23 protein-coding genes are annotated in these 24,013 nt (G+C 49.9%); 13 read left to right on the plus strand and 10 right to left on the minus strand.

The features are described from left to right. Positions 1-135 precede the first annotated feature (135 nt). Together dnaN and dnaA are read right to left on the minus strand one after the other, a co-directional pair. A complete protein-coding gene (gene dnaN / locus SK36_RS21545; RefSeq protein ID WP_045448958.1) occupies positions 136-1,236 on the minus strand; it encodes a DNA polymerase III subunit beta in 1,101 nt (366 codons plus the stop codon). A gap of 4 nt (positions 1,237-1,240) precedes the next feature. Then, entirely contained in the window at positions 1,241-2,644 is a 1,404-nt protein-coding gene (gene dnaA / locus SK36_RS21550) for a chromosomal replication initiator protein DnaA (protein ID WP_045448960.1), read from the minus strand. A gap of 297 nt (positions 2,645-2,941) precedes the next feature. On the opposite strand from dnaA, the gene SK36_RS25300 reads away from it, so the two are divergent. From SK36_RS25300 to mnmE, 6 genes are all read left to right on the plus strand, one after another. Next, positions 2,942-3,022: a hypothetical protein gene (locus SK36_RS25300; RefSeq protein WP_442854990.1), complete on the plus strand. Its 81-nt coding sequence runs from the start codon at positions 2,942-2,944 to the stop codon at positions 3,020-3,022. Between the two features lie 228 nt (positions 3,023-3,250). Beyond that, positions 3,251-3,391 carry a 50S ribosomal protein L34 gene (gene rpmH / locus SK36_RS21555; protein ID WP_003023858.1) on the plus strand — a complete coding sequence of 47 codons (141 nt, stop codon included), beginning with the start codon at positions 3,251-3,253 and terminating at the stop codon, positions 3,389-3,391. Positions 3,392-3,408: 17 nt separating this feature from the next. Next, on the plus strand, positions 3,409-3,768 hold the full coding sequence (gene rnpA, locus SK36_RS21560; protein ID WP_045448963.1) for a ribonuclease P protein component: 360 nt from the start codon (positions 3,409-3,411) through the stop codon (positions 3,766-3,768). After that, the gene (gene yidD / locus SK36_RS24165) at positions 3,732-3,989 is read left to right on the plus strand and encodes a membrane protein insertion efficiency factor YidD (RefSeq protein WP_003023846.1); all 258 of its coding nucleotides are present in this window, start codon (positions 3,732-3,734) and stop codon (positions 3,987-3,989) included. The genes rnpA and yidD overlap by 37 nt, the downstream gene beginning before the upstream one ends. Before the next feature lie 2 nt (positions 3,990-3,991). Further along, entirely contained in the window at positions 3,992-5,638 is a 1,647-nt protein-coding gene (yidC, locus tag SK36_RS21565) for a membrane protein insertase YidC (protein WP_045448966.1), read from the plus strand. Between the two features lie 72 nt (positions 5,639-5,710). Beyond that, positions 5,711-7,075, plus strand: coding sequence for a tRNA uridine-5-carboxymethylaminomethyl(34) synthesis GTPase MnmE (gene mnmE / locus SK36_RS21570; protein WP_048223198.1), 1,365 nt, complete (start codon positions 5,711-5,713; stop codon positions 7,073-7,075). A gap of 110 nt (positions 7,076-7,185) precedes the next feature. On the opposite strand, the gene SK36_RS21575 is transcribed toward mnmE, so the two are convergent. Beyond that, the gene (locus SK36_RS21575) at positions 7,186-7,452 is read right to left on the minus strand and encodes a hypothetical protein (RefSeq protein ID WP_045448970.1); all 267 of its coding nucleotides are present in this window, start codon (positions 7,450-7,452) and stop codon (positions 7,186-7,188) included. 23 nt (positions 7,453-7,475) lie between these two features. Next, on the minus strand, positions 7,476-7,799 hold the full coding sequence (locus tag SK36_RS21580; RefSeq protein ID WP_052369298.1) for a hypothetical protein: 324 nt from the start codon (positions 7,797-7,799) through the stop codon (positions 7,476-7,478). Between the two features lie 348 nt (positions 7,800-8,147). On the opposite strand from SK36_RS21580, the gene SK36_RS21585 reads away from it, so the two are divergent. The 6 genes from SK36_RS21585 to SK36_RS21610 all read left to right on the plus strand — a co-directional run bounded on the left by SK36_RS21585 (position 8,148) and on the right by SK36_RS21610 (position 15,234). Continuing rightward, entirely contained in the window at positions 8,148-9,785 is a 1,638-nt protein-coding gene (locus SK36_RS21585) for a hypothetical protein (protein WP_048223200.1), read from the plus strand. 111 nt (positions 9,786-9,896) lie between these two features. Beyond that, on the plus strand, positions 9,897-11,078 hold the full coding sequence (locus tag SK36_RS21590) for an MFS transporter (protein ID WP_048223202.1): 1,182 nt from the start codon (positions 9,897-9,899) through the stop codon (positions 11,076-11,078). Further along, a complete protein-coding gene (gene yidZ, locus SK36_RS21595; protein WP_045448976.1) occupies positions 11,047-12,006 on the plus strand; it encodes an HTH-type transcriptional regulator YidZ in 960 nt (319 codons plus the stop codon). The genes SK36_RS21590 and yidZ overlap by 32 nt, the downstream gene beginning before the upstream one ends. Before the next feature lie 167 nt (positions 12,007-12,173). After that, positions 12,174-12,923 (plus strand): 4'-phosphopantetheinyl transferase family protein, encoded by a 750-nt coding sequence (locus SK36_RS21600; RefSeq protein ID WP_045448977.1) that lies wholly within the window; start codon positions 12,174-12,176, stop codon positions 12,921-12,923. 30 nt (positions 12,924-12,953) lie between these two features. Continuing rightward, positions 12,954-13,520, plus strand: coding sequence for an NADPH-dependent FMN reductase (locus SK36_RS21605; RefSeq protein WP_045448979.1), 567 nt, complete (start codon positions 12,954-12,956; stop codon positions 13,518-13,520). Positions 13,521-13,821: 301 nt separating this feature from the next. Beyond that, a complete protein-coding gene (locus tag SK36_RS21610; RefSeq protein WP_048223204.1) occupies positions 13,822-15,234 on the plus strand; it encodes an AAA-type ATPase lid domain-containing protein in 1,413 nt (470 codons plus the stop codon). A gap of 42 nt (positions 15,235-15,276) precedes the next feature. Here SK36_RS21610 and phsC read toward each other — a convergent pair whose 3' ends face one another. From phsC to adeP, 5 genes are all read right to left on the minus strand, one after another. Further along, positions 15,277-16,884 carry a thiosulfate reductase cytochrome B subunit gene (gene phsC, locus SK36_RS23135; RefSeq protein ID WP_053069253.1) on the minus strand — a complete coding sequence of 536 codons (1,608 nt, stop codon included), beginning with the start codon at positions 16,882-16,884 and terminating at the stop codon, positions 15,277-15,279. 8 nt (positions 16,885-16,892) lie between these two features. After that, positions 16,893-17,309: a cytochrome c3 family protein gene (locus SK36_RS21620; protein ID WP_052369300.1), complete on the minus strand. Its 417-nt coding sequence runs from the start codon at positions 17,307-17,309 to the stop codon at positions 16,893-16,895. A 1-nt stretch (position 17,310) separates the two neighbouring features. Continuing rightward, positions 17,311-18,891 (minus strand): flavocytochrome c, encoded by a 1,581-nt coding sequence (locus SK36_RS21625; protein ID WP_231593100.1) that lies wholly within the window; start codon positions 18,889-18,891, stop codon positions 17,311-17,313. Continuing rightward, positions 18,888-20,591, minus strand: a complete 1,704-nt coding sequence (locus tag SK36_RS21630; protein ID WP_048223206.1) for an HAL/PAL/TAL family ammonia-lyase — start codon at positions 20,589-20,591, stop codon at positions 18,888-18,890. The genes SK36_RS21625 and SK36_RS21630 overlap by 4 nt, the downstream gene beginning before the upstream one ends. A gap of 408 nt (positions 20,592-20,999) precedes the next feature. Continuing rightward, positions 21,000-22,337, minus strand: a complete 1,338-nt coding sequence (gene adeP / locus SK36_RS21635; protein ID WP_045448984.1) for an adenine permease AdeP — start codon at positions 22,335-22,337, stop codon at positions 21,000-21,002. A gap of 167 nt (positions 22,338-22,504) precedes the next feature. Here adeP and yieH point away from each other — a divergent pair, with 167 nt between their 5' ends. Then, a complete protein-coding gene (gene yieH / locus SK36_RS21640; protein ID WP_048223207.1) occupies positions 22,505-23,170 on the plus strand; it encodes a 6-phosphogluconate phosphatase in 666 nt (221 codons plus the stop codon). A 103-nt stretch (positions 23,171-23,273) separates the two neighbouring features. On the opposite strand, the gene phoU is transcribed toward yieH, so the two are convergent. Continuing rightward, positions 23,274-23,999 carry a phosphate signaling complex protein PhoU gene (gene phoU / locus SK36_RS21645; RefSeq protein ID WP_003023824.1) on the minus strand — a complete coding sequence of 242 codons (726 nt, stop codon included), beginning with the start codon at positions 23,997-23,999 and terminating at the stop codon, positions 23,274-23,276. Positions 24,000-24,013 lie beyond the last annotated feature (14 nt).

The raw sequence follows: 24,013 nt of genomic DNA on the forward strand, positions 1-24,013 counted from the left end.
CTTCAGGCCAGGGCGATCGGCGCAGCCAACTTCAACGCGGCCTGCGCACAGCCCCTGGAGCGTACACGAAGTACGTGACAGGGGCGAGCACAGCCCAGGTTGAAAATGGCAAGTAAGATAGCCCGCTATTTTCCACTACAGTCTCATTGGCATAACAACATAGGCAGCCGACTGTGATGCGGCATCTTCAATCTGCACGCTGGAAACAGAATCAGTCAGCATAATACGGACGTTTTCGCACTTCAGTGCGTTCAGTACATCCAGCACGTAGCTAACATTGAAGCCGATTTCCATTTCAGTTCCTGGGTAGGTGACGTCGAGGATCTCTTCTGCTTCTTCCTGTTCCGGGTTGTTCGCCGTGATTTTGAGCTGATTCTCACTGACGTACAGACGCACGCCGCGGAACTTCTCATTAGAGAGGATCGCCGCACGGGCAAATGCCTGCTTGAGAATATCGCAGCCTGCTTCCAGGTGTTTGTCCGGGTTCTTCGGTAGCACGCGGCGATAATCCGGGAAACGACCGTCAACCAGCTTGGAAGTGAAAATAAAGTCACCGACGTGTGCTCGGATGTTGTTGCTGCCAATTTGCACTCGCAGCGGGTTGTCGCCGCCGTCAAGCATACGCATCAGCTCAATAACACCTTTACGCGGCACAATCACCGAATGGTTGGGCAGAGATTGTCCAACCGGCATAGAGCAGACTGCCAGACGGTGACCATCGGTCGCCACGGTACGCAACTCTTCACCTTCGGTTTCAAACAGCATGCCGTTTAAGTAATAGCGCACGTCCTGATGAGCCATTGAAAACTGCGTGGCCTCAATCAGGCGCTTCATTGTGGCCTGCGGTAGGGTGAATTCAACTTCGCTCTGCCAGTCATCCAGATTCGGAAAGTCGGCGGCAGGTAGCGTGGAAAGTGAGAAACGGCTGCGGCCAGAACGCACCAGCATGCGGTCGCCTTCCAGTTGAACGGCGATTTCAGCCCCTTCCGGCAGCCCACGACAAATGTCGAAAAATTTACGTGCCGGAACGGTAGTCGCACCTGGTTCATGAGGCTGAATCAGCGCAACGCGTGCCACCATTTCCATTTCAAGATCGGTACCGGTCAGAGAAAGCGTACCATCCGCAACCTGTAGCAACAGATTTCCGAGAATCGGCAGTGTAGGACGACCACCCAGCGGGCCGCTGACCTGCTGAAGCGGTTTTAATAAATGTTCACGTTCAACGGTAAATTTCATAGCGTCACGAAGATAATGTTCTGATTAAATTGGAGAAATCTTCTTTAATATCATGGCTTTCTTCACGCAACTGCTCAATCTTGCGGCAGGCATGAAGCACGGTAGTATGGTCACGCCCACCAAACGCGTCGCCAATTTCCGGCAGACTGTGGTTGGTGAGTTCTTTTGCCAGCGCCATCGCCATCTGACGCGGGCGAGCTACCGAGCGAGATCGACGCTTAGAAAGCAGATCCGCAATTTTGATTTTGTAGTACTCCGCCACCGTCTTTTGGATATTGTCGATGGTGACCAGTTTTTCCTGCAATGCCAGCAGATCGCGCAGCGCTTCACGCACAAAGTCGATAGTGATCGCCCGGCCGGTAAAGTTGGCGTTGGCAATCACTCGGTTCAGTGCGCCTTCCAGTTCACGCACGTTAGAGCGTAGACGCTTGGCAATAAAGAACGCCACCTCGCCCGGCAGACGAATGTCGTTTTCGTCCGCTTTCTTCATCAGGATCGCCACTCGCGTTTCCAGCTCTGGCGGTTCGATCGCGACAGTCAATCCCCAGCCGAAGCGGGATTTCAGACGATCTTCAACACCGTTGATCTCTTTCGGATAGCGATCCGATGTCAGGATGATCTGCTGATTACCTTCCAGTAGGGCATTGAAGGTGTGGAAAAACTCTTCCTGAGATCGTTCTTTGTTGGCAAAGAATTGAATATCGTCAATCAGCAACGCGTCAACAGAACGGTAGTAGCGTTTAAACTCTTCGATCGCATTGTTTTGCAGGGCCTTAACCATGTCCTGGACAAAACGCTCGGAGTGCATATACACCACTTTCGCATTCGGCTTGCGTGCCATGATCCCGTTACCGACGGCATGCAACAGGTGGGTTTTACCCAAGCCAGTACCGCCATACAGGAATAAAGGATTGTAGGCACCGCCAGGATTGTCCGCCACCTGACGTGCCGCCGCGCGCGCCAGTTGGTTAGATTTACCTTCAACGAAGTTATCAAACGTGTGTTTGACGTTAACGTTAGAGCGATAGGTGTGTTCTGCCGGAGCGGGAACGTTATCCCAGCCCGGGCGCGCCGCCGGTGCGGCACGTTGCGGCTGTACTTGTTGCGCGACATACGCAGGCGCCACAACGTTATTAACCGGCGTCTTCAGCGTTTGCGTGACGGGTTTTGTACCGACTTCAAAACGCAGCTGCGGGGCATCCGCACCACAGAAGCTATTCAGTAATCCATTGATGTTGTTAAGGTATTTATCCCTTACCCAATCGAGCACAAAACGGTTTGGCGCATACAAAGCCAGCGTGTTATCGCTCAGTTCCGCCTGCAACGGGCGTATCCACATACTGAATTCTGTGGCTGGTAACTCATCCTGCAATCGGGCAAGACACTGCTGCCAAAGCGAAAGTGACACGGCGGACTCCACTCGAACAAAAGTCGATAAATGACAAAGGCTGAAACATTCATGATTGTTGGCGCACGTCGAAAAGACCCTGCAAGAGGGTGACGCACGAACCGCTGTCTGCGGTTATATGCCCGATCAGGATCCAATGAAACGATCAGGACCGCGGATCATAGCCTAAACTGCGCGAGAGATCTTCTGTTTCTCACAGATTCTTCCCGATTTATCCACAGGATGATCCAGAATCGGCTAAGTGTAAACGATCCTGGAGAAGTGCTGCAGGTTTTCGCGCGCATATTGAAAAAATTAATGAGCAAAGCGGCTTTTTTGCTTAAACGATCTAATAAAGATCCCGGGCGATCCTTGCGCTTTATCCGCCAGCCCGTATAATTCTTACCCCCAGCGAGTAACGGTCGCCTCACGGCGTCAACGCTGCCTGTTTTTTACGCGAAACCATGCGGAAAAAAGCGGGAAATAAGGAAAGAGAATTGACTCCGGAGTGTACAATTATTACAATCCGGCCTCTTTAATCACCCACACTGTGGCGTAAGTCGTTCGATATTCGTTCGGGTATACGCAAAAGTCAGTGAATTTATTCAAGTTTAGGTAGAAATCGCCATGAAACGCACTTTTCAACCGTCTGTACTGAAGCGCAACCGTTCTCACGGCTTCCGTGCTCGTATGGCTAATAAAAATGGTCGTCAGGTTCTGGCACGTCGTCGTGCTAAAGGCCGTTCTCGTCTGACCGTTTCTAAGTAATAAAAGCTAGCCCCTGAGTGGTTAAGCTCGCATTTCCCAGGGAGTTACGTTTGTTAACTCCCACTCATTTCACATTCGTCTTCCAGCAGCCACAACGGGCTGGCACGCCGCAAATCACCATCCTCGGCCGCCTGAATTCGCTGGGGCATCCCCGTATCGGTCTTACAGTCGCCAAGAAAAACGTTCGACGCGCACATGAACGCAATCGGATTAAACGTCTGACGCGTGAAAGTTTTCGTCTTCGTCAGCACGAACTTCCAGCAATGGATTTCGTGGTGGTGGCTAAAAAAGGGGTTGCTGACCTCGATAACCGTGCTCTCTCGGAAGCGTTGGAAAAATTATGGCGTCGCCATTGTCGCCTGGCTCGCGGGTCCTGATAGCCCTCATTCGGGTCTATCAACGCCTTATCAGTCCGCTGCTTGGGCCGCATTGCCGTTTCACTCCAACCTGTTCGAGCTACGGAATTGAGGCATTGCGCAGGTTTGGAGTGATAAAAGGCAGTTGGTTGACGGTGAAACGCGTATTAAAATGCCACCCTTTACACCCTGGTGGTGACGATCCCGTCCCGCCCGGACCATTTGATACCAGAGAACACTAACGATGGATTCGCAACGCAATCTTTTAGTCATCGCTTTGCTGTTCGTGTCTTTCATGATCTGGCAAGCCTGGGAGCAGGATAAAAATCCTCAACCTCAAGCTCAACAGACCACGCAGACAACGACCACCGCAGCGGGTAGCGCCGCCGACCAGGGCGTACCGGCCAGTGGCCAGGGGAAACTGATTACGGTTAAGACTGACGTGCTTGATCTGACCATCAACACCCGTGGTGGTGATGTGGAACAGGCCTCGCTGCCAGCTTACCCGAAAGAACTCGGTTCTACCGAGCCGTTCCAGTTACTGGAAACCACGCCACAGTTCATCTATCAGGCGCAAAGTGGCCTGACAGGTCGCGATGGCCCGGATAACCCGGCTAACGGCCCGCGTCCGCTGTACAACGTCGAAAAAGACGCCTTTGTACTGGCTGACGGTCAGAACGAACTGCAGATCCCGATGACCTATACTGACGCAGCGGGCAACACATTCACTAAAACGTTTGTCCTCAAGCGTGGTGAATATGCTGTCAACGTTAACTACAGCGTGCAGAACGCCAGCGAGAAACCGCTGGAAGTCTCCACCTTTGGTCAGCTGAAGCAATCCATCAATCTGCCATCTCATCGTGACACTGGTAGCAGCAACTTTGCGCTGCACACCTTCCGTGGCGCAGCGTACTCCACGCCTGATGAGAAGTATGAAAAATACAAGTTCGACACCATTGCTGAAAACGAAAACCTGAACGTCAATGCTAAAGACGGCTGGGTAGCAATGCTGCAACAGTATTTTGCAACGGCATGGGTTCCGCGTAACGACGGCACCAATAACTTCTACACCGCTAATCTGGGTAACGGCATTGCCGCTATCGGCTATAAATCTCAGCCGGTACTGGTACAGCCTGGCCAGACTGGTGCGATGACCAGCACCCTGTGGGTTGGTCCGGAAATTCAGGATAAAATGGCGGCAGTTGCTCCGCACCTGGATCTGACCGTGGATTACGGCTGGCTGTGGTTCATCTCCCAACCTCTGTTCAAACTGCTGAAGTTCATCCACAGCTTCCTGGGTAACTGGGGCTTCTCCATCATCGTTATCACCTTTATCGTTCGTGGCATCATGTACCCGCTGACCAAAGCGCAGTACACCTCCATGGCGAAGATGCGTATGCTGCAGCCGAAGATTCAGGCAATGCGTGAGCGTCTGGGCGATGACAAACAGCGTCAGAGCCAGGAAATGATGGCACTGTACAAAGCTGAGAAGGTTAACCCACTGGGTGGCTGTTTCCCTCTGATCATCCAGATGCCAATCTTCCTGGCGTTGTACTACATGCTGATGGGCTCCATTGAACTGCGTCATGCGCCGTTCGCTCTGTGGATCCATGACCTGTCTGCACAGGACCCGTACTACATCCTGCCGATCCTGATGGGCGTGACGATGTTCTTCATTCAGAAGATGTCGCCGACCACTGTGACCGACCCGATGCAGCAGAAGATCATGACCTTTATGCCGGTCATCTTCACCGTGTTCTTCCTGTGGTTCCCGTCAGGTCTGGTGCTGTACTATATCGTCAGCAACCTGGTAACCATTATTCAGCAGCAGCTGATTTACCGTGGTCTGGAGAAACGTGGCCTGCATAGCCGCGAGAAGAAAAACTCCTGATTCGGTGAGTTAACGCTAAAATAAGGGCGGTCAGATGACCGCCTTTTTTATTTGTATTCAGCGAGACATATCATGAGCCATAACGACACCATCGTCGCTCAGGCAACCCCACCGGGACGTGGTGGTGTGGGTATTCTGCGTATCTCCGGCCTTAAAGCGCGCGAAGTCGCCGAAACCCTACTGGGCAAACTGCCAAAACCGCGTTATGCAGACTATCTGCCATTTAAAGACGCAGATGGCAGTGCGCTGGATCAGGGGATTGCCCTGTGGTTTCCCGGACCGAACTCCTTTACTGGTGAAGATGTTTTAGAGCTTCAGGGTCACGGCGGACCGGTCATTCTCGATCTGCTGTTAAAACGCATTCTGACGATTCCAGGCCTGCGCATTGCCAGACCCGGCGAGTTCTCTGAGCGTGCATTTCTTAACGATAAGCTCGATTTAGCTCAGGCAGAGGCCATTGCCGACCTGATTGATGCCAGCTCGGAACAAGCTGCACGCTCGGCGCTAAACTCGTTGCAAGGTGCATTTTCTTCCCGCGTGAACCACCTTGTGGAAGCACTCACTCACCTGCGCATCTATGTGGAAGCAGCGATTGATTTCCCGGACGAGGAAATAGACTTTCTTTCCGACGGCAAAATTGAAGCGCAGCTCAATAGCGTCATCAGTGATCTTGATGCTGTTCGTGCCGAAGCGCGTCAGGGCAGCCTGTTGCGTGAAGGGATGAAAGTAGTCATTGCCGGACGTCCTAACGCAGGCAAATCAAGCCTGTTGAACGCACTGGCGGGGCGTGAAGCAGCCATCGTGACCGATATTGCCGGAACCACCCGCGACGTACTGCGCGAGCACATTCATATCGACGGTATGCCGCTGCATATCATCGATACCGCCGGTCTGCGCGACGCAAACGATGAAGTTGAGCGTATTGGTATCGAACGCGCCTGGCAGGAGATAGAACAAGCCGACCGCGTGCTGTTTATGGTTGATGGCACCACCACGAACGCAGTAGATCCAGCAGAAATATGGCCTGACTTTATTGCACGTCTGCCTGCGAAGCTACCGATTACAGTCGTGCGTAACAAAGCGGATATCACTGGCGAAACACTGGGTCTTAGCGAAGTAAATGGCCACTCACTGGTTCGCCTCTCTGCGCGTACCGGCGAAGGCGTGGACGTACTGCGCAACCATCTCAAGCAGAGCATGGGTTTTGAAACAAATATGGAAGGCGGCTTCCTGGCGCGTCGTCGTCATCTGCAAGCCCTGGCTGAAGCGGCAGAGCATCTCCAGCAAGGGAAAGCTCAGTTGCTGGGTGCGTGGGCTGGAGAGTTGCTGGCGGAAGAACTGCGACTGGCGCAACAAAACCTCAGTGAGATAACCGGAGAGTTTACTTCCGACGATCTGCTGGGCAGGATTTTCTCCAGTTTCTGTATTGGTAAGTAAGCGCTAATTTTGGCTATTAATTTGAGAGAGTGCTTTTGTCGAGAAATTGAAAGCTAGGCGCAAGAAGGTGGAGAACCCATGCTTACCGGGTTCTCCGCCGATCCAAATTATCAGCATTCCATGGCGTCGGGTTCACACTCGTCAGTGAGAGCACGGATTTTATGCTCAGAAATTAACGAGCGCTCACCTGCCAGAAACGATAATTTTTTGTATGACTCAACATCTACTGCAGTTAACGGTGACGGCAATTCAACATTGCGCTCATTCAAGTCATCATTAATTGCACTGGCGATAGTGCCGTCGCTAAAGCCAGCGTGAGTTAATCGGTTGATTTTTTGATAGTTCCACTCACGTAAACCTGCCGCAACAATACCCATAATTAATGCCTCCAAATAATGTGTTAATAAGTTGATGAAGATTTGGCAATACTGCCGGATGTACTGCCGCCAATCACAGCCCCCACAGTTGTTACAACAGCCTTCCCTCCAGCCATACCTAGTCCACCAGAAGCCAAGCTCCCTCCTCCCAACGCAGCGAGCCCCGCTGAAGAGGCTGCGGCACCGCTTAAGGTCCCCCCGGCCACGCCCAATCCCGCAGCACTGACCGCTGCGCCAATAGCCGGGGCCATGGCCGCCGCCGCCCCGCCTGTCGCGAGAGTTGCCGCTACGACAGCAAGAGATTTGAAAGGATTTTCACTAATATAATCAAAGAGATCGCTAAACATACTTATCACCTTTATCAACGTAACAGGCACATGCCTCGTTGAAATCAATGATATTCAACACATTAAATAAATCAAAATATTAAAAAAAATACATAAATTGATAAAAAAAATAAAATATTATGAAAATAAATCATGACTAAAATCTATTTGATATTTAATCTTCAATTAATATTTTTTGAAGTGGATTTTATTTGATATTTTGATGCATACAAAAGACATAGAAGACTTTTCAATCAGTTCCGGAAAATATCATGATTGAGCTTACCGGGTTCTTTCATTTCCCGGCATGACATTTATAAAATTTCGCAGGTTGATTTTGTGATAGAAATCACAAAAAATGGAGAATCAATGGCCCTTTCCGATCATCAAAAACAGGTTTTCCGCACTTTTCTCTCTGGCGAACGCCACCCGTTCCCGGATATATACGATGCGATAAGCGAGCAAATACTCCTTCTTATTTTTAAAGCTCGCCACCTTTATACGCTTCCCGAATGCCGCCATTGGTTTGAAGAACAACATCGCGTCATCACTGCGCTGCAAGATCAAAGCGCTAAAATCAGTGAGATTTATAAATCAGATAACTATGCCGTGGGTGCTGAAGAAGAAAAAGAGGATCCTCTTCTGAACACTCTCGCGTTTATGAGAACACTGTATGAAGGGTTCGATAAAGGTAACGTAAGCCTGAAAACTTGGGGGGAGATGAATCATCCGCCTGAACAACGCCGAGGGCGCTACCAACATCTGATGTCCCTTCATGAGGAATTTATTCGCGACGATCTGTTTGCCATTTTAACTAGCAGTCAAACAGGTTGCCCAGCTATTCCCGTAGAAAAACGGAAAGGCTACTGCCATCAGGATCTTTCAATAGCACATTCACATGGCGACCTGCTATTAGAAAAATTAGATAAGTATTTTTCTATCAATAGATTAGATATTTTATCCGAGACAGTGTTCCATCTCATCGCGGATTATCGGCAAAAACACAGTGCACTCCCCCAATGGCTGACACCATTCGCGGATACCTTCAGCGGATTCGCCATCAGAGGAATACGTGAAAGTCATGATTTTAAAGCCATCAAGGAAGATCTTGAAAAACAAGGTTGCGAACAACTAATTGACAGCGTGCTCACTCAAGGGTCAGAGCACGATACTCAGCGTATCCTGAACGTTTATATCGGCGTTTATGCTACTGATATTCACCACTGGCTTTTTGACATCCTGCGTTATCTGAAGACACCTCAATCAACGCCCTATCGCTGGAAATTTACAACAATCTCACCTGATAGAACCCAAAAAAACGAAGAAAAAAAAGAACACGAATCTATCAGTTGGGATAGCGAATTTTGCCAAATAACCATAGATCGCAATAACCTATTGGAACTCATTCAAACACACACCCTTTATGATGCGGTGCTCACGCTTGCCGATCGGCTGCTGCATATCTATCGCCCAGCTGCAGAGCAAGAATTACAGAAAAAAGATAGCGTGGCCTCCCTCACTGAGAATGAACAAAAAATCCACAACTCCAATAGTTTTCTGTTTCCTAAATCAAATAGACGTTCGTATGAAGAAAACGTGGGTAATGTGCAAATGTTTGAGGCCTGGCATCAACGAAATACAGTGCTGCTGATCAGCAAAAATATCAAGCGAACGGAAAAAATCACCGTTGCCGAGCGGATTGCAGGACTAAAGAGCTATGATCTCAAAATTGGCGTCCCCTCCGGCAGCAAAATGAAGGTCAAAGACGGTGTTTACGATAAAGTCAAAAGTTACAGCTTTCTGAAATTACCCGATAAATTAAGCCAGGTTTCACTACAGCGATATCACTCCAAAGCGAAAGCTATCATCAATGCGGAGATCGATATGCTATTGCACGCTCAACAAAATAAAAACGCAGAATTTCCCTTCAACGGTGCGACGCATGCCATTAAACCCCTTTGGGCAAAATGCGATTACGCCAATAATACCGAGAAGAGTGAATTGTAATTGAATCGACAACAGTGTTTTCCTATCAGGAAAACACTGTTGTCCAAATGGCAACTCGCACTACTGAGTCTCTCCCCGTATTCTTAGCGCCACATTCCTCATGAGGTCGCTATGACACGCTTTCTAATCTGCAGCTTTGCCCTTGTTTTACTCTATCCGGCCGGAATTGATATGTATCTGGTGGGATTACCGCGAATTGCCGCCGATCTGAATGCCAGCGAGGCGCAACTGCACATCGCATTCTCCGTTTATCTTGCCGGGATGGCGACAGCAATGTTATTCGCGGGTAAGGTAGCGGACCAGTCAGGGCGAAAACCAGTGGCTATAGTCGGTGCCCTGATATTCATTTTCGCCTCTGCCCTGTGCTCCTTTGCCGAAAGTGGCACGCCATTCCTGGTAGGGCGTTTCATTCAGGGCGTTGGTGCGGGCTGCTGCTATGTAGTGGCGTTTGCGATACTGCGCGATACGCTGGACGATCGCCGTCGGGCGAAGGTGCTGTCATTGTTGAACGGTATCACCTGTATCGTGCCAGTTCTGGCTCCGGTGATGGGGCACCTGATCATGCTCAAATACCCCTGGCAGAGCCTGTTCTATACGATGATGGGCATGGGCGTAGTCGTTTGTCTGCTCTCAGTGTTTATCCTGCGGGAATCGCGCCCGGCAACGCATTCAACATCTGCGGGAACCAACCAAATCGCAGAGTCGCTGGTGAACCGCTTTTTCCTCAGCCGACTGGCTATTACCACCCTCAGCGTATCGGTGATCCTGACCTTTGTGAATACTTCTCCGGTGCTACTGATGGAAGTAATGGGCTTCGACCGTGGTGAATACGCCACCACGATGGCAATGACTGCGGGTATCAGTATGGCAGTATCGTTCTCCACACCGTTCGCCCTGAGCCTGTTTAAACCTCGAACTCTGATGCTAACCTCGCAAGGGCTCTTTCTCGCTGCAGGCATCGTGTTAACGCTCGCCAATACGCATGCGCTCACTCTGTTTGGGCTGACTTTAATCTGTGCGGGATTCTCGGTGGGCTTCGGTGTCGCCATGAGCCAGGCGTTGGGGCCATTCTCGCTGCGTGCAGGCGTAGCCAGCTCGACATTAGGCATTGCCCAGGTTTGTGGTTCATCAGTGTGGATTTGGCTGGCCGCTATCCTCGGCCTCGATGCGCTGAATATGCTGATCGGGATTCTGATTGGTTGTAGCATAGTAAGTATCATGCTGATTATCACTGTTGCTCCAGACCGGTCCGCGCCAACTCATGAAGAAATCCCTCAGCAGTCTCGATCTTAATTTACTGCTCTGTCTGCAGCTCCTGATGCAGGAGCGCAGCGTTACTAAAACCGCTAAGCGGATGAGCGTCACGCCCTCGGCGGTCAGTAAATCGTTGTCGAAACTGAGAGCCTGGTTTGACGATCCGTTGTTTGTAAACACCCCACTGGGGCTGACGCCAACGCCGCTGATGGTCAGCATGGAGCAAAACCTGGCGGAGTGGATGCAGATGAGTAACCAACTGCTTGATAAGCCAAACCACGAATCGCCGCGCGGATTGAAGTTTGATCTGGTGGCCGAAACACCGCTGGTGATGATCATGTTCAACACGCTCTCACAGCAGATCTATCAGCGTTATCCACAGGCCACGATCAAAGTGCGCAACTGGGACTACGATTCGCTGGACGCGATTATTCGTGGCGAGGTAGATATCGGTTTTACCGGCCGCGAAAGCCACCCGCGATCGCGCGAACTACTCAGCCTGCTTCCTTTGTCGATCGATTATGAGGTGTTGTTTTCCGATCTCCCGTGCGTCTGGTTGCGCGAGGATCATCCGGCATTGCGGGAAGAGTGGAATCTGGAAACTTTTCTGCGCTATCCCCATATCAGCATTAGCTGGGAGCAGAGCGATACCTGGGCGCTGGACGATGTGCTCCAGGAGATGGGACGCGAACGAAATATCGCATTGTGTCTGCCTGGTTTTGAGCAGTCACTGTTTATGGCCGCGCAACCGGATCACGCGTTGATAGCTACGGCCCCAGTCTACTGTAAGCGCTATAACCAACTTCACCAGCTGCCGCTTGTGGCGCGTCCGATGCCTTTTGATGCTGCGCAGCTTGAGAAGATGCGCGTACCGTTCACCCTCCTTTGGCATAAACGCAACAGCCACAACCCTAAGATCGTCTGGTTAAAAGAGACGATCAAGGCTCTTTATCGCGATATGACCTGACGATCCGCCTCCGATGTTGTTGCAAAATTAACCACGCTGGCTACAGAAATGTAAATGTCGCGTAATGTATTTCGTTTCCGTCTACTTTTTGGGCAGCAAAGCCTGCCTATAAGCCGTGTAAATGTTACTCTGGTAATAATCACGGACCATTAATCACGGAGCGAAAAATGGCGACACATTTTGCCAGAGGGATTCTTACGGAGGGACACCTGGTTTCAGTTCGTCTCCCTTCTCCATGCCACATCGAAGCAAGTAATTTACCGACTCACCGCCGGACACGCTTTCTGGCCTCCAGAAGCCTGCTCGCCGAACTGATGTTTATGCTTTACGGCACAAGCACACTGCCCGACATTGTTATTGAAGCCAAAGGTAAGCCCGTCTTTCGCGATAAAAATCTGCCTGGCTTTTCAATTTCTTATGCCGGAAATATGGTTGGTGTCGCACTGACAACAGAAGGTGCATGTGGTCTGGATATGGAGCTTCAGCGGACGAACAGAGGGTTTAATAATCCACATTCAACCGAAACCTACCATTTCTCCAGTAACGAAAACCTGTGGATCAACAACCAAAGCGATCCGAATGAAGCACGCGCACAACTTATTACTCTGCGCCAGAGCGTACTCAAACTCACCGGTGATGTGTGCAATGACGACCCGCGTGAGCTCCAGCTATTACCCGGTGCCGGGCGTCTGAAATGTGCCCATGCTGCGCAGATCGAAGCCATCTGCGATGCGGAAGATGTATTGGTATGGTCAGTCGCGGTCACGCCGGCTATTGAAAAACTCAAGGTTTGGGAGTTTGATGGTAAACAGGATTGGAAATGTTTGCCTGATATCCAGACTCGCGCTAATGAGCCGACGGGTCGCCTGATCCGGTTTTCACAATTATCCGCAGCAAAGAGCTATACGCTTAACTGATTTAACCTTCATGATGAAACAGGAGTAACCATGTCTGAAACATTGAATGTTGTTACGTTACTGGGGAGCCTGCGCAAAGGTTCATTTAATGGAATGGTTGCCCGTACGCTGCCAAAAATTGCTCCTGCGGGGATGGAAATCAACGCATTACCCTCTATCGGTGATTTTCCTCTGTATGACGCCGATCTGCAGCAAGAAGAGGGTTTTCCAGCAAGCGTAGAAGCACTGGCAGAACAAATCAGGAAAGCCGATGGCGTGGTTATTGTTACGCCGGAATATAACTATTCTGTTCCGGGCGGACTGAAAAATGCCATCGACTGGCTGTCTCGCCTGCCCGATCAACCTCTGGCGGGGAAACCGGTTCTGATTCAGACCAGTTCAATGGGCGGAATCGGCGGTGCACGCTGTCAGTACCATCTGCGCCAGATTCTGGTATTTCTCGACGCCATGGTTATGAACAAGCCGGAATTTATGGGTGGCGTCATTCAGAACAAAGTTGATCCACAAACCGGAGAAGTGGTTGATCAAAGTACGTTGGATCATCTCACCGGCCAGCTGACTGCTTTTAGCGAATATATTCAGAGAGTTAAAGCATAAAAGAGTTCGCATAATATTCGCAGATGATTGTAGATAATCCAGAAAGAGCCTAATCTTTCTGGATTATCTTATTTCCTGTTATTTATGACTCTGCTCCAGAATTATCCCCTCCTCTGTTTTCTCTCCTGGCAATTTATGGCATAGTTATACCAACTGTTACGGTTGTAATAATATTATTTATAAATATATCTACTCTTTTTTTCCCGACATCTTGTCACTCGTGAACAATGGATATGCCATGGACAGGACTTTGTCACATTTGCGGACAGCAGTATGTAGCAGTACACAGCTGGAGAAATCCATGTATGCCTGCCTGCAGGCGATACCAGATTCTATAGAATGTGATGGTATTTTTTTTAACTACTATCGTAGTGACATCCGCTGTATTCAGTTTTTAGCACTGGCGACACATAAAACGGCACGACTGAAACGGGATGTCATCCCTATTCCTGAAAACATTGCCCGACAATTCGATTATTCGGATAATTTCTCCACTCAACTTATTGATAATCTGAGTCAGTGCCCGCTGACTCAATATGTTGTAAATACCTGCTTTCGTAATATCAAATCCCTTATACTGATGCGCATGCATCTGGACGGCGTGCGTTTGGGTGCAATGGGGGTGTTTAGTTACCATACAAATGCCTTTACACCGCAGCATACGGCGTTGTTTGAATCAGTACGAGGAGAGCTCTCCTTGCTTGCCTTCATTGCCCTGTCACGGCATAACCTCTTACTGAAAAATATCCCCCCTCTTATACCAGGACTTCCTGCATCAGAAGAAGATGAGCAATTCGTTGTCAGCCCGTCCAATATCCCACTGTACCAGCTTTATAATTCGTTAGATGAACTGGCAAATAGTAAACAACCCATTCTGATGTTGGGTGAAGAGGGCGTCGGAAAAAAAACCTTTGTAGCTGCTTTACGACAGCGCAATTCTAACGGCATTCATTATTATGGAATACTTGATGCCTCCGCCCGGCAATTGATAATCATAAAAAATGGAAAAGTGAACAAAACGGTGGTTATCGATTTTGCTCTGCCACCGAACATTGCTTTATTTCTGGAATTGCATCAGGGGTCTTTGCAGATAAATGAAATAAGGTTATTACCCGAGCGCTGGCAAAATTTTCTGCTGGGGTTGCATTCAAACTACCGAGAATATTGCCAGATACAGGTTATAGCCATTCAGACCCTACCATTTTCAGCTACTCAAATACCCAGTAACAGTGAAAATCACAGCATTCATCAGCATAATATAACAAGCCAACGGTACGCCAACATTCTCTGTCAGGTTATTACGCTACCTCCGCTCCGTTATCGACATAACGATATTCCGCTTCTGTTGATACACTATCTGAGATACCTGTCGAAACAGCATAAACAGGCCTCCTTACCTGTTTTAGGCGAAGACTCTCTTCGCCTGCTTTGGGAGTACAACTGGCCAGGCAATATTACTGAATTAATTGGTTTGTTAGAAAACGCCTTTTTTCGCGGCACTCTCAATGAGCTCAACATCATGCTGCCTGGCGAGATGAATACCAATGCCATTGCGCCACTTGATGAAGCGATGCGTCAACATATTCAACTGGCGCTGCGCCAGACGCGGGGGAAAATTTCAGGGAAAGGTGGGGCAGCGGAACTGCTTGGTGTGAATAGCAATACCCTGTACAGCAAAATAAAGAAACTCGGTATTGCAGTGAAAGATAAATAGTAGCACTCCCCTTTCATTATGAGGGAAAGGGGAGCAACGCCTTTATTTACGCGTCCTGGTACGATGAAAACCGTCAATCATTCCTTTAATCAGCGCACCTGGCGTATCACCAGTACTGCACAAATACAGATGTATGATGATAAATGCCACCATCGTGACAGCAAGACCATAGTGGAGATATGCAACGACTTGCTTACCCGGCAATGTGAAGAGGGTTTCCGGCGTATAACCGGGGTACATCATCAATAACCCGGTGATAATCAGTAGCGGTAACAACAGAAACATCACGACGATATAACCCAGTTGTTGCAGGATATTAAATTTAGCCGCAGACGAAGCATGTTCCGGGTGAGGTTCTCCGCGGAAAATACTATACAAATAATAACGAGTCTGACGTACCAGGCGCCCAATAATTCCCTGCCAACGAACCCGATAGTGATGTCCGTTACCGCAGCAGGCCAGCAGAATAAAGCCCAACCAGATAACACACAAAAGCACGCCAGTAATATTATGTACATCGACCCAAAGAGAGAATCGAGAACTTACCCAGTGCAATGCGCAACCACTGATAATAAGTACGGCAAAACAAAGTGCATTTAGCCAGTGCCAGCAGCGAACGGGCAACGTATAGAGATAACGTTTTTTTATCTTTCCGCCTGTTGCCTGATGAGATATCACAAGTCGCCCCAAACCATGGCAAATAAGCAGAATAACGAATCCACACAGAACGAATGCAAACAAACGATCGACTCGCCCACTCCCGTTATTGCCGATCATATAGGTATCGGTAAACAGGGCACCATCAACCTGACGAACAACAGGGGCTGAGACCGCGACCGCCGCCAGTTTATTTCTGAGCGCAAGGTCGTCAAATAATCCTTTCCCCAACTTACTGCCAGCAATGGTGTTTTCATCAGGGGCAAACGTTTTGTGGCGAGCACTAAGCAGCGATCCGTCACCATGACACTGCTCACATCCAATCGTTTGTGAGGCCGGTAATATCCGGTGCAACGTTGTATCTGTGGCATCAGCATGACAATCAATACACCGCAGGCTACTGAGGTGTTGTGTGGCATAAGGTAGCGCTGAATGCGCCATATCCTGAGATTTAGAAGCCTTTCCCCCGGATAACTGCGAAAATACACCTGCCCGCGAATGGCAATTGGTGCACATCAGATTACCATCTGCGATTTGTTTTTTATCTGGATGATTAATCTCCCCGGCCGTCATCGTGTGCGCATTATGGCAGGAGGTACAGGAAAACAGCCCTTTCGCAATCTTTTGATTATGTACGCTTTGCTGCATGGCATGCACGGTATCGCGCATCACAACGCCGTGGCAGCTCTCACAAACCTTATCGCCAATGGGTTTTAGCACATGCGGGGTGGCTGAAAACCCCTCACTTTCCGGCTGACTCTGATGGCAAGCGATACATGGCACATTGCCATGTACGCTGTCGTGATATTTATCCATTGAGACGAATAAATTAGCCTGCACTTTATCGGTTGATATTCCCTGAATGTCACTGTCAGCATGGCATTCCTGACAGGGTTGATTGAGCTGCGCTGTCAGGATCGGAGCGGAATACCCCGACAGCGATATCAATCCTGATACCAGACAAAACAAACCTCTCTTTAAGAGCCCACACATAATATCCCTCATGGCTTCATATCCGGATATTTAAAGAGGTGGCAGTTGTTGCAGTAGATAACCGAAGGTTTGTGCTCGTTATGGCAGGCAGTGCAGGGAACATCTTTGCCGTAATGCATCGAATCATGCGGATTAGGCTCGGCATTCTTTTTATGTGGATCTGGCTGCGTTAATCCCGCAATCTGATCCCGCGTTCCATGACAACTCAGGCATGCTTTATCATTTGGAGCGGCGACTGGCGTGCTGGCGCCATGACACAATTGGCATGATGTATCGCGCCCGGTGGCTTCCAGAGAATGATGATAAGGCTTAACAGCCATCGTATTCAGTTGCTGGTGAAAGGCGGCTTCGTTATCTGCTGCAACACCAAGTTGAGAAAAACTGCCAGTCAACAGCAGTAACAAGGCCATGCAAAATTTTGCCATGTTAAATTCCCCCAACATCAAATGAATCATCCGCCGCGGTTGCAGAGGCGGCGCTGAGACCGGCTATACGACCGAAGACCAGACAGTCTGCAACGGCGCAACTACCGAGGCGGCTACCACCATGTGACCCCGCGGTTGCTTCTCCGGCAGCATATAACCCAGGAATCGGTTGACTATCCGCCGCATTGAGTACCTCCGCGCGCATGCTGATTTGTACCCCGCCCATGACATAGTGCACTTTGGGCCACACGCGCACCGCGACAAACGGCCCCTTCTCCAGCGGCACAGCACGACTGACATCTTTCTTCATCCGATCACCGCCTTTACGTGCAACAGCGGCATTGTAGGCATCTACCTCATCCTGCAGCGTGGAGAAAGGGATACCAAAATGAGCCGCCAGTTGTTCCAGCGAGTCAAACTGCCAGGCTACGCCATAGTGCAATGCATGCCCCAGACTCTGGGCCAGTTTTGCACCTTCCAGCGTCGTGAAGCAGATGGGATAAAGTGGATTACCTTTTTCATCTACCTGCGCCAGAATGCCCTCTTCACGCTCTTTGCGATCGGCAAGTTCGTTTGTGAAACGGTGACCTGTACGCGGGTTGACCATGATCCCGTTGGGAAAACCGGAAATAGTATTGAACTGCGACACATAGCCGAAGCCTCGTTCGTCCGGCGATGACCAGGGACCTAGCTGGATTAGATCTAGCTGTACGGGTGTTGCGCCAATACGCAGCATGTGTACCAGGCATTCCGCCGTGGCACCAGGATGGTTGGTGGAGTCTACTCGCTCATCCAGCATGGGGTTTTGCAGTTTGCGGAAACGCAAATCATTAGAAAAACCACCAGAACACATCACTACGCCATAACGTGCGCCGTAATGACGAATCTGCCCGGTTTGTTCGTCAGGGAATTGATAGCCATCGCGAACCGTCAGACCAATCACACGCCCTTGCGCGTTTTGCAGGAAAGATTCCAGCTTGCATTGAGAACGGAAAACCACGCCCATTTTCGCGGCGGATTCTTTCAATGGACGGGTGATCCCCGCACCGGAACTCTCCACGGTTTGCAGCGTACGAGGGACTGAATGGCCGCCAAAGTGTTGTACAAACGGTTTGTACTTTACGCCGTGTTTAAGCGTGAATTCATACGCCGCGTTCGTATTCTCAACCAGAATTTTCAGCTGCTCTTTATCATTCAGGCCGCGTCCGGCCTTAAGCATGTCCTTGTACATCAGCTCAGGTGAATCGACGATCCCCTCTTTTCGCTGCGGGGGAGAATCGGCAACGGCGACCGCACCGCCGTTAATCGCCGAGTTACCGCCAAAAACAGGCATTTTATCAATAACCAGAACACTGCGACCGGCCTGCACCGCTTCAAGTGCGGCGGCCAAACCGGCAAAACCACTCCCGACCACAATCACATCGTAAATTTTATGGTAGCGAACACCCTGAACCTGGGCGCAGCTCTCCTGCGCCCATGCCGTTCCCGTCAGCGTCGCCAGTGCGCCGCCTGTCGCCAGGATTGTGCTTTGGGTTAGAAAAGCTCGCCGCGACACATCGCTGTTTTTTTTCATTGCCGTCATTTGCTCCCTGTCTTCATGCTGACCAGTGAGCTGGCAGGGAATGACGCCACCATCGCAGAAGAGTCCGCAATGTTGTCACTGAAAATCCGATCCTGGGTAACAAACGGAACCTTTTCACGATAAGTAGCAAAGAGTTTTCCTGTCAGTTCGCCCAGCTTCAGATCTGGTTTTTTCTGCTTGCGTAAATCGATAGCCTGACTGGCGTGCAACAGCTCCAGACCATAGATATTGCACATATCATCGGCAATTTGACTCAGTCGTTTGGAGGCTCGCAGGTTATTGGTATAAGTATCCTCAATGGTTCCCGCCATCGGTTGACCATCGAGAGAGACCGGGTTAACCAAATCGCGAATATCCGCCAGCAACGCTACCTGAGGTTTCTGGATAGCACCGAAAGCGTGTCCTTTCTGATTGGTATCAGACGCGAGAAAGCGGCTTAGACCGGTGAAATGATCATCAGACAGGTGTAACGTGCGTTGAACGCTGTTATGCGCCAGATGCCCCATTGCTAAAGACAAGTTCTGAATCGCCAGCGCCAGCGGGAGGGGTTCAAAATTAGAGGTAGGGAAAATCGCGCCGCTTATGGTTTCACCGTTAGCATCTGTCGCACTAACAAAGTACTGCTCAACCTGACTGTTCTCCGCCAACGAGTGGTCTGCATCCACAATCACCGCAGGATTATCGTCGGAGCTGTTTAGTTGAATTTCCAGCATCTGCCAGGCTTCGTTCCATTCACGACGCGCTTCATTCAGCACAAATACCGTCGTACGGAAAGAAAGGGGATCCTGCAAAGGGCGCCCGTCCTGATGCTGCCAGAGATAAGATCCGCTTAGCGCATTACGAATGCTTCCCCCGGTATCCTGCACACCGGGGAAAGGTCGCACACTTAAGCTTTGGTACAAGAATGGTGCAACGTTGCCATCCAGCGCTTCCAGAGACAAACCAAACACCGCTGGCGTAATGTTGATAATCTGCCTGGACTCCAGCAACGCTTTGGCTGAATACGCGGCGGAAATTGCATTTGAAGAGAGGATAGAGAGCGCGTCCTTACCGAGCGGTTCGAGTTTCGCGATGCCGGCTTGTTGTAGCGCTTTTGCGGAAGCCATCTCGGTGCCGTTCACACGCACACGCCATTCACCAATCATTACATCGCCAATATGGGATGCGAGGGTAATATCAGCTTCACCAACAGAACCGCGCGACGGTATCACAGGGGTGATATGTTTGTTGAGTAGCTGCTGGTACATCCTGGCAACCTGCGGTTGAGCGCCAGTATTCCCCGTCAGCATCGTGTTAAGACGGATCACCATCGCCAGACGCACCAGTTCGTCAGGCATATCAGGACCAACACCTGCAGCATGTGCATGCAGTGCATTGATATTAAATTCACGCGACGCCTGGATAACTTCCGGAGTTAATTTCCCGTGCGCATCAAACAGTGATTTGTCTTTGTTCAAACCAACACCAACGGTTAGCCCATAAACCGGGACACCTTTTCCCGCAGCGATCATCAATAGTTTGTTGGCTTTATCGACGCGATTCATGGCGGTTGACGCAATATCGACTTGTTTTTGTCCCTGTGCGATAGCCCAGGCTTCATCCAGCGTTAACGAGTGCCCATCCAGCGTTACGCTGGATGCCGACGCGAACAATGGAAAAAGCAGAGAAACACAAAGTATCCCAGTGGTCGTCTTTTTCATTTCTGAATTCCTTTTTATAGAGATAAGAAACAGTAACGAAAAAAACGCATGCGAAACTTGAAATGCACCCTGCATTTATTAAGGCTATTTTTGATATTTCAAAAATAATGAAATTTAAACATTTCAATTTATTAACAGAGTGTTTAACTAATTGAAACCGCAACCGAGGCCAGCACCACTGCGTCATAGGATGAACCGTGACGATTTCTGGGAAACGGGTGTGCAATTTTGCTATTTACCTTGTTATGACCAAACAGATATTTAGCCTTGGTTATTATTCATAATTATTTTTAATCAATTACAGTCTATTTTTATTCAGAAAAAGATAATTAGCAGGGGGAGGAATAATGCAGGATAACCAGAGGAGCCGCTTCAGCTTCATAATGTGAAGCTGAAGCAGCTGGTAAATCAATGTGCGTCAATAAACACAATCTTTAGTACAAACAGCAGCGCGACAACAATGACGCACGGGCTGAGGTCACGGAAGCGCCCGGTACCGATTTTCATTACGCAGTAGGAAATAAAGCCCAGCGCAATACCTTCGGTAATGGAGAAGCTAAACGGCATCATTACCGCAGTAATAAACGCCGGAACGGCTTCTGTCAGGTCATCCCACTTCACACGTGACAGGCTGGACGTCATCAGTACGCCAACGTAAATCAGCGCACCGGCTGCCGCATATCCCGGAACCATTCCCGCCAACGGCGAAAGGAAGATAACCAGCAGGAACAGCAGACCAACAACAACCGCTGTCAGGCCGGTACGCCCACCGACCGAAACCCCGGAAGAGGATTCAATATACGCGGTTACAGAAGATGTACCGATAAACGCACCGGTAACAGACGAAACGCTATCCACAAACAACGCCTGCTTCATGCGCGGGAACTTGCCCTTTGCGTCCGCCAGGCCGGCTTTATCCGTGACGCCAATCAGCGTACCAGAGGAGTCAAACAGGTTGACCAGCATGAAAGAGAAAATAACGCCCGCCAGACCAATGTTAAATGAACCGGCCAGATCAACATGCCCGATGACGGACATAACGCTCGGCGGCGCAGATACAATACCGTTGTAGTGGACATCGCCCAGCAACCAGCCCAACAGAGTGGTAACAATGATCGAGACCAGTACCGCCGCATGAATGTTGCGTGATGCCAGAATCGCGATAATAAAGAAGCCCAGAACGCCCAGCAGCACGCTGTGGGAAGTCAGGTTGCCGATAGAAACCAGCGTATCTTTATTCGCCACGATAACGCCGGCATTTTTCAGCCCCATCATGCCGATAAACAGGCCGATACCGCTGGTGATCCCCACGCGCAGGCTGACCGGAATATTGGCGATCATCCAGTAACGCACACGGAAAATTGTCAGCAGCAGCAGACCAACCGCGCCCCAGAAGATAGCGCCCATACCAATCTGCCATGACAACCCCATCGCACCGACGACTACAAAGGCAAAAAATGCGTTCAGCCCCATCGCAGGTGCAAGCGCTACCGGCAGGTTGGCAAACAGTCCCATCAGGATGCTACCAAATGCAGCAATCAGACAGGTGGTGACAAAGACTGCACTGGTATCCATACCCGCAACGCCAAGAATTTGCGGGTTAACAAAAACGATATACACCATCGTCAGGAAAGTAGTGAAACCGGCGATCACTTCGGTCCGCGCCGTCGTGCCATGTTCGCGCAGCTTGAACACGCGTTCCAGCATCCCCTGGCCAGAAGCCTGGGTTGTGTGTTGTTGACTCATTATCAATTTCCGAACAAGGAGGGAAAATTCGTCGCTATCCTATACCAAAATGCGACAATAGGGTTGGGTTATGAGCAACTTTTTTCATTGAATTTGCTTATACGGCAACGATTGCGTCACCCCATTATGCATTACGTAAACGTTAAACTTGTTAAAATGGAAATGACATGTCCCAGATAGAAGCCGTATTTTTTGACTGTGACGGTACCCTTGTCGACAGTGAAGTAATTTGTTCTCGCGCGTATGTCAGCATGTTCCAGGCGTTCGGCATTACGCTCGATCTTGAAGAGATTTTTAAGCGCTTCAAGGGGGTAAAGCTCTACGAGATCATCGACATTATCAACGAAGAACACGGTGTCGAACTGGCGAAAGCCGATTTAGAACCCGTTTACCGCGCTGAGGTCGCACGCCTGTTCGATACCGAACTGGAGGTGATTGCAGGGGCTAATTCATTGCTGGACAGCATGGCTGTGCCCATATGCGTGGTGTCTAACGGTCCGGTCAGCAAAATGCAGCATTCTCTGGGTAAGCTGGGTATGTTGCATCATTTCCCTGATTTATTGTTCAGTGGCTATGATATTCAGCGCTGGAAGCCCGATCCGGCCCTGATGTTTCATGCGGCAAAAGCAATGAACGTCAACGCAGAAAACTGCATTCTGGTGGATGATTCCAGTGCAGGTGCGCAGTCGGGAATCGATGCGGGAATGGAGGTTTTCTACTTCTGTGCCGATCCACACAACAAGCCGATCGATCATCCAAAAGTAACGACCTTTACCGATCTGGCGCAGTTACCTGAGTTGTGGAAGGCTCGTGGGTGGAGTTTGACGCGCTAATGATGTCGAAATGGTCATTATATTGTAGGCCGGATAAGCATTAGCGCCATCCGGCGAACTGCCCGGAGGTGCAAGCTTACCGGGCCTGCGGATCACACAACTATTACTCTTTCGGATCTTTACCCGCCAGCAGCTTATCCAGCTCATCGCCGCCCACGTGACGGAAATCCTGCCCCTTCACGAAGTAGAAGATGTATTCGCAAATATTCTGGCAACGGTCACCGATACGCTCGATAGAGCGCGCACAGAACAGCGCGGTAAGTACGCTTGGAATAGTGCGCGGGTCTTCCATCATGTAAGTCATCAGTTGACGCACGATACCTTCATATTCCTGGTCAACTTTCTTGTCTTCACGGTAGATACGTACCGCTTCGTCCAGATCCATACGCGCAAAGGCATCCAGCACATCATGCAGCATTTGCACGGTGTGGCGACCCAGTGATTCCAGGCTTACCAGCAGCGGCTGATGCTGCTGAGAGAATTTTTCCAGCGCGGTGCGGCAAATTTTGTCGGCCACATCACCAATACGTTCCAGTTCAGCGATGGTTTTGATAATTGCCATTACCAGACGCAGGTCGCTCGCCGTCGGCTGACGCTTGGCGATGATACGCACACAAGCTTCATCAATCGCCACTTCCATCATGTTGACGTTCTTGTCGCCTTCAATGACGCGCTTCGCCAGCTCGCTGTCCTGATTATGCATGGCGGTAATCGCATCAGAAAGCTGCTGCTCTACCATGCCGCCCATGGTCATCACCTGGGTACGAATACTCTCCAGTTCTGCATTGAACTGGCCGGAAATATGTTTATTAAGATTTAAATTGTCCATCATTTCTCCAGATG

It is taken from the genome of Citrobacter sp. MGH106, assembly GCF_001037495.1.
Taxonomy (GTDB): Bacteria; Pseudomonadota; Gammaproteobacteria; order Enterobacterales; family Enterobacteriaceae; genus Citrobacter; species Citrobacter murliniae.

Coding starts and splice junctions, on each gene's coding strand:
- SK36_RS21575 (WP_045448970.1), bottom strand. CDS start 7,452: ATGGGTATTGTTGCGGCAGGTTTACGTGAGTGGAACTATCAAAAAATC.
- phsC (WP_053069253.1), bottom strand. CDS start 16,884: ATGTGTGGGCTCTTAAAGAGAGGTTTGTTTTGTCTGGTATCAGGATTG.
- phoU (WP_003023824.1), bottom strand. CDS start 23,999: ATGGACAATTTAAATCTTAATAAACATATTTCCGGCCAGTTCAATGCA.
- SK36_RS21630 (WP_048223206.1), bottom strand. CDS start 20,591: ATGAAAAAGACGACCACTGGGATACTTTGTGTTTCTCTGCTTTTTCCA.
- SK36_RS21625 (WP_231593100.1), bottom strand. CDS start 18,891: ATGACGGCAATGAAAAAAAACAGCGATGTGTCGCGGCGAGCTTTTCTA.
- SK36_RS21580 (WP_052369298.1), bottom strand. CDS start 7,799: ATGTTTAGCGATCTCTTTGATTATATTAGTGAAAATCCTTTCAAATCT.
- dnaN (WP_045448958.1), bottom strand. CDS start 1,236: ATGAAATTTACCGTTGAACGTGAACATTTATTAAAACCGCTTCAGCAG.
- adeP (WP_045448984.1), bottom strand. CDS start 22,337: ATGAGTCAACAACACACAACCCAGGCTTCTGGCCAGGGGATGCTGGAA.
- rpmH (WP_003023858.1), top strand. CDS start 3,251: ATGAAACGCACTTTTCAACCGTCTGTACTGAAGCGCAACCGTTCTCAC.
- yidD (WP_003023846.1), top strand. CDS start 3,732: ATGGCGTCGCCATTGTCGCCTGGCTCGCGGGTCCTGATAGCCCTCATT.
- SK36_RS21620 (WP_052369300.1), bottom strand. CDS start 17,309: ATGGCAAAATTTTGCATGGCCTTGTTACTGCTGTTGACTGGCAGTTTT.
- SK36_RS21585 (WP_048223200.1), top strand. CDS start 8,148: ATGGCCCTTTCCGATCATCAAAAACAGGTTTTCCGCACTTTTCTCTCT.
- yidC (WP_045448966.1), top strand. CDS start 3,992: ATGGATTCGCAACGCAATCTTTTAGTCATCGCTTTGCTGTTCGTGTCT.
- yieH (WP_048223207.1), top strand. CDS start 22,505: ATGTCCCAGATAGAAGCCGTATTTTTTGACTGTGACGGTACCCTTGTC.
- mnmE (WP_048223198.1), top strand. CDS start 5,711: ATGAGCCATAACGACACCATCGTCGCTCAGGCAACCCCACCGGGACGT.
- SK36_RS21610 (WP_048223204.1), top strand. CDS start 13,822: ATGTATGCCTGCCTGCAGGCGATACCAGATTCTATAGAATGTGATGGT.
- SK36_RS21600 (WP_045448977.1), top strand. CDS start 12,174: ATGGCGACACATTTTGCCAGAGGGATTCTTACGGAGGGACACCTGGTT.
- SK36_RS21605 (WP_045448979.1), top strand. CDS start 12,954: ATGTCTGAAACATTGAATGTTGTTACGTTACTGGGGAGCCTGCGCAAA.
- SK36_RS21590 (WP_048223202.1), top strand. CDS start 9,897: ATGACACGCTTTCTAATCTGCAGCTTTGCCCTTGTTTTACTCTATCCG.
- yidZ (WP_045448976.1), top strand. CDS start 11,047: ATGAAGAAATCCCTCAGCAGTCTCGATCTTAATTTACTGCTCTGTCTG.
- SK36_RS25300 (WP_442854990.1), top strand. CDS start 2,942: ATGAGCAAAGCGGCTTTTTTGCTTAAACGATCTAATAAAGATCCCGGG.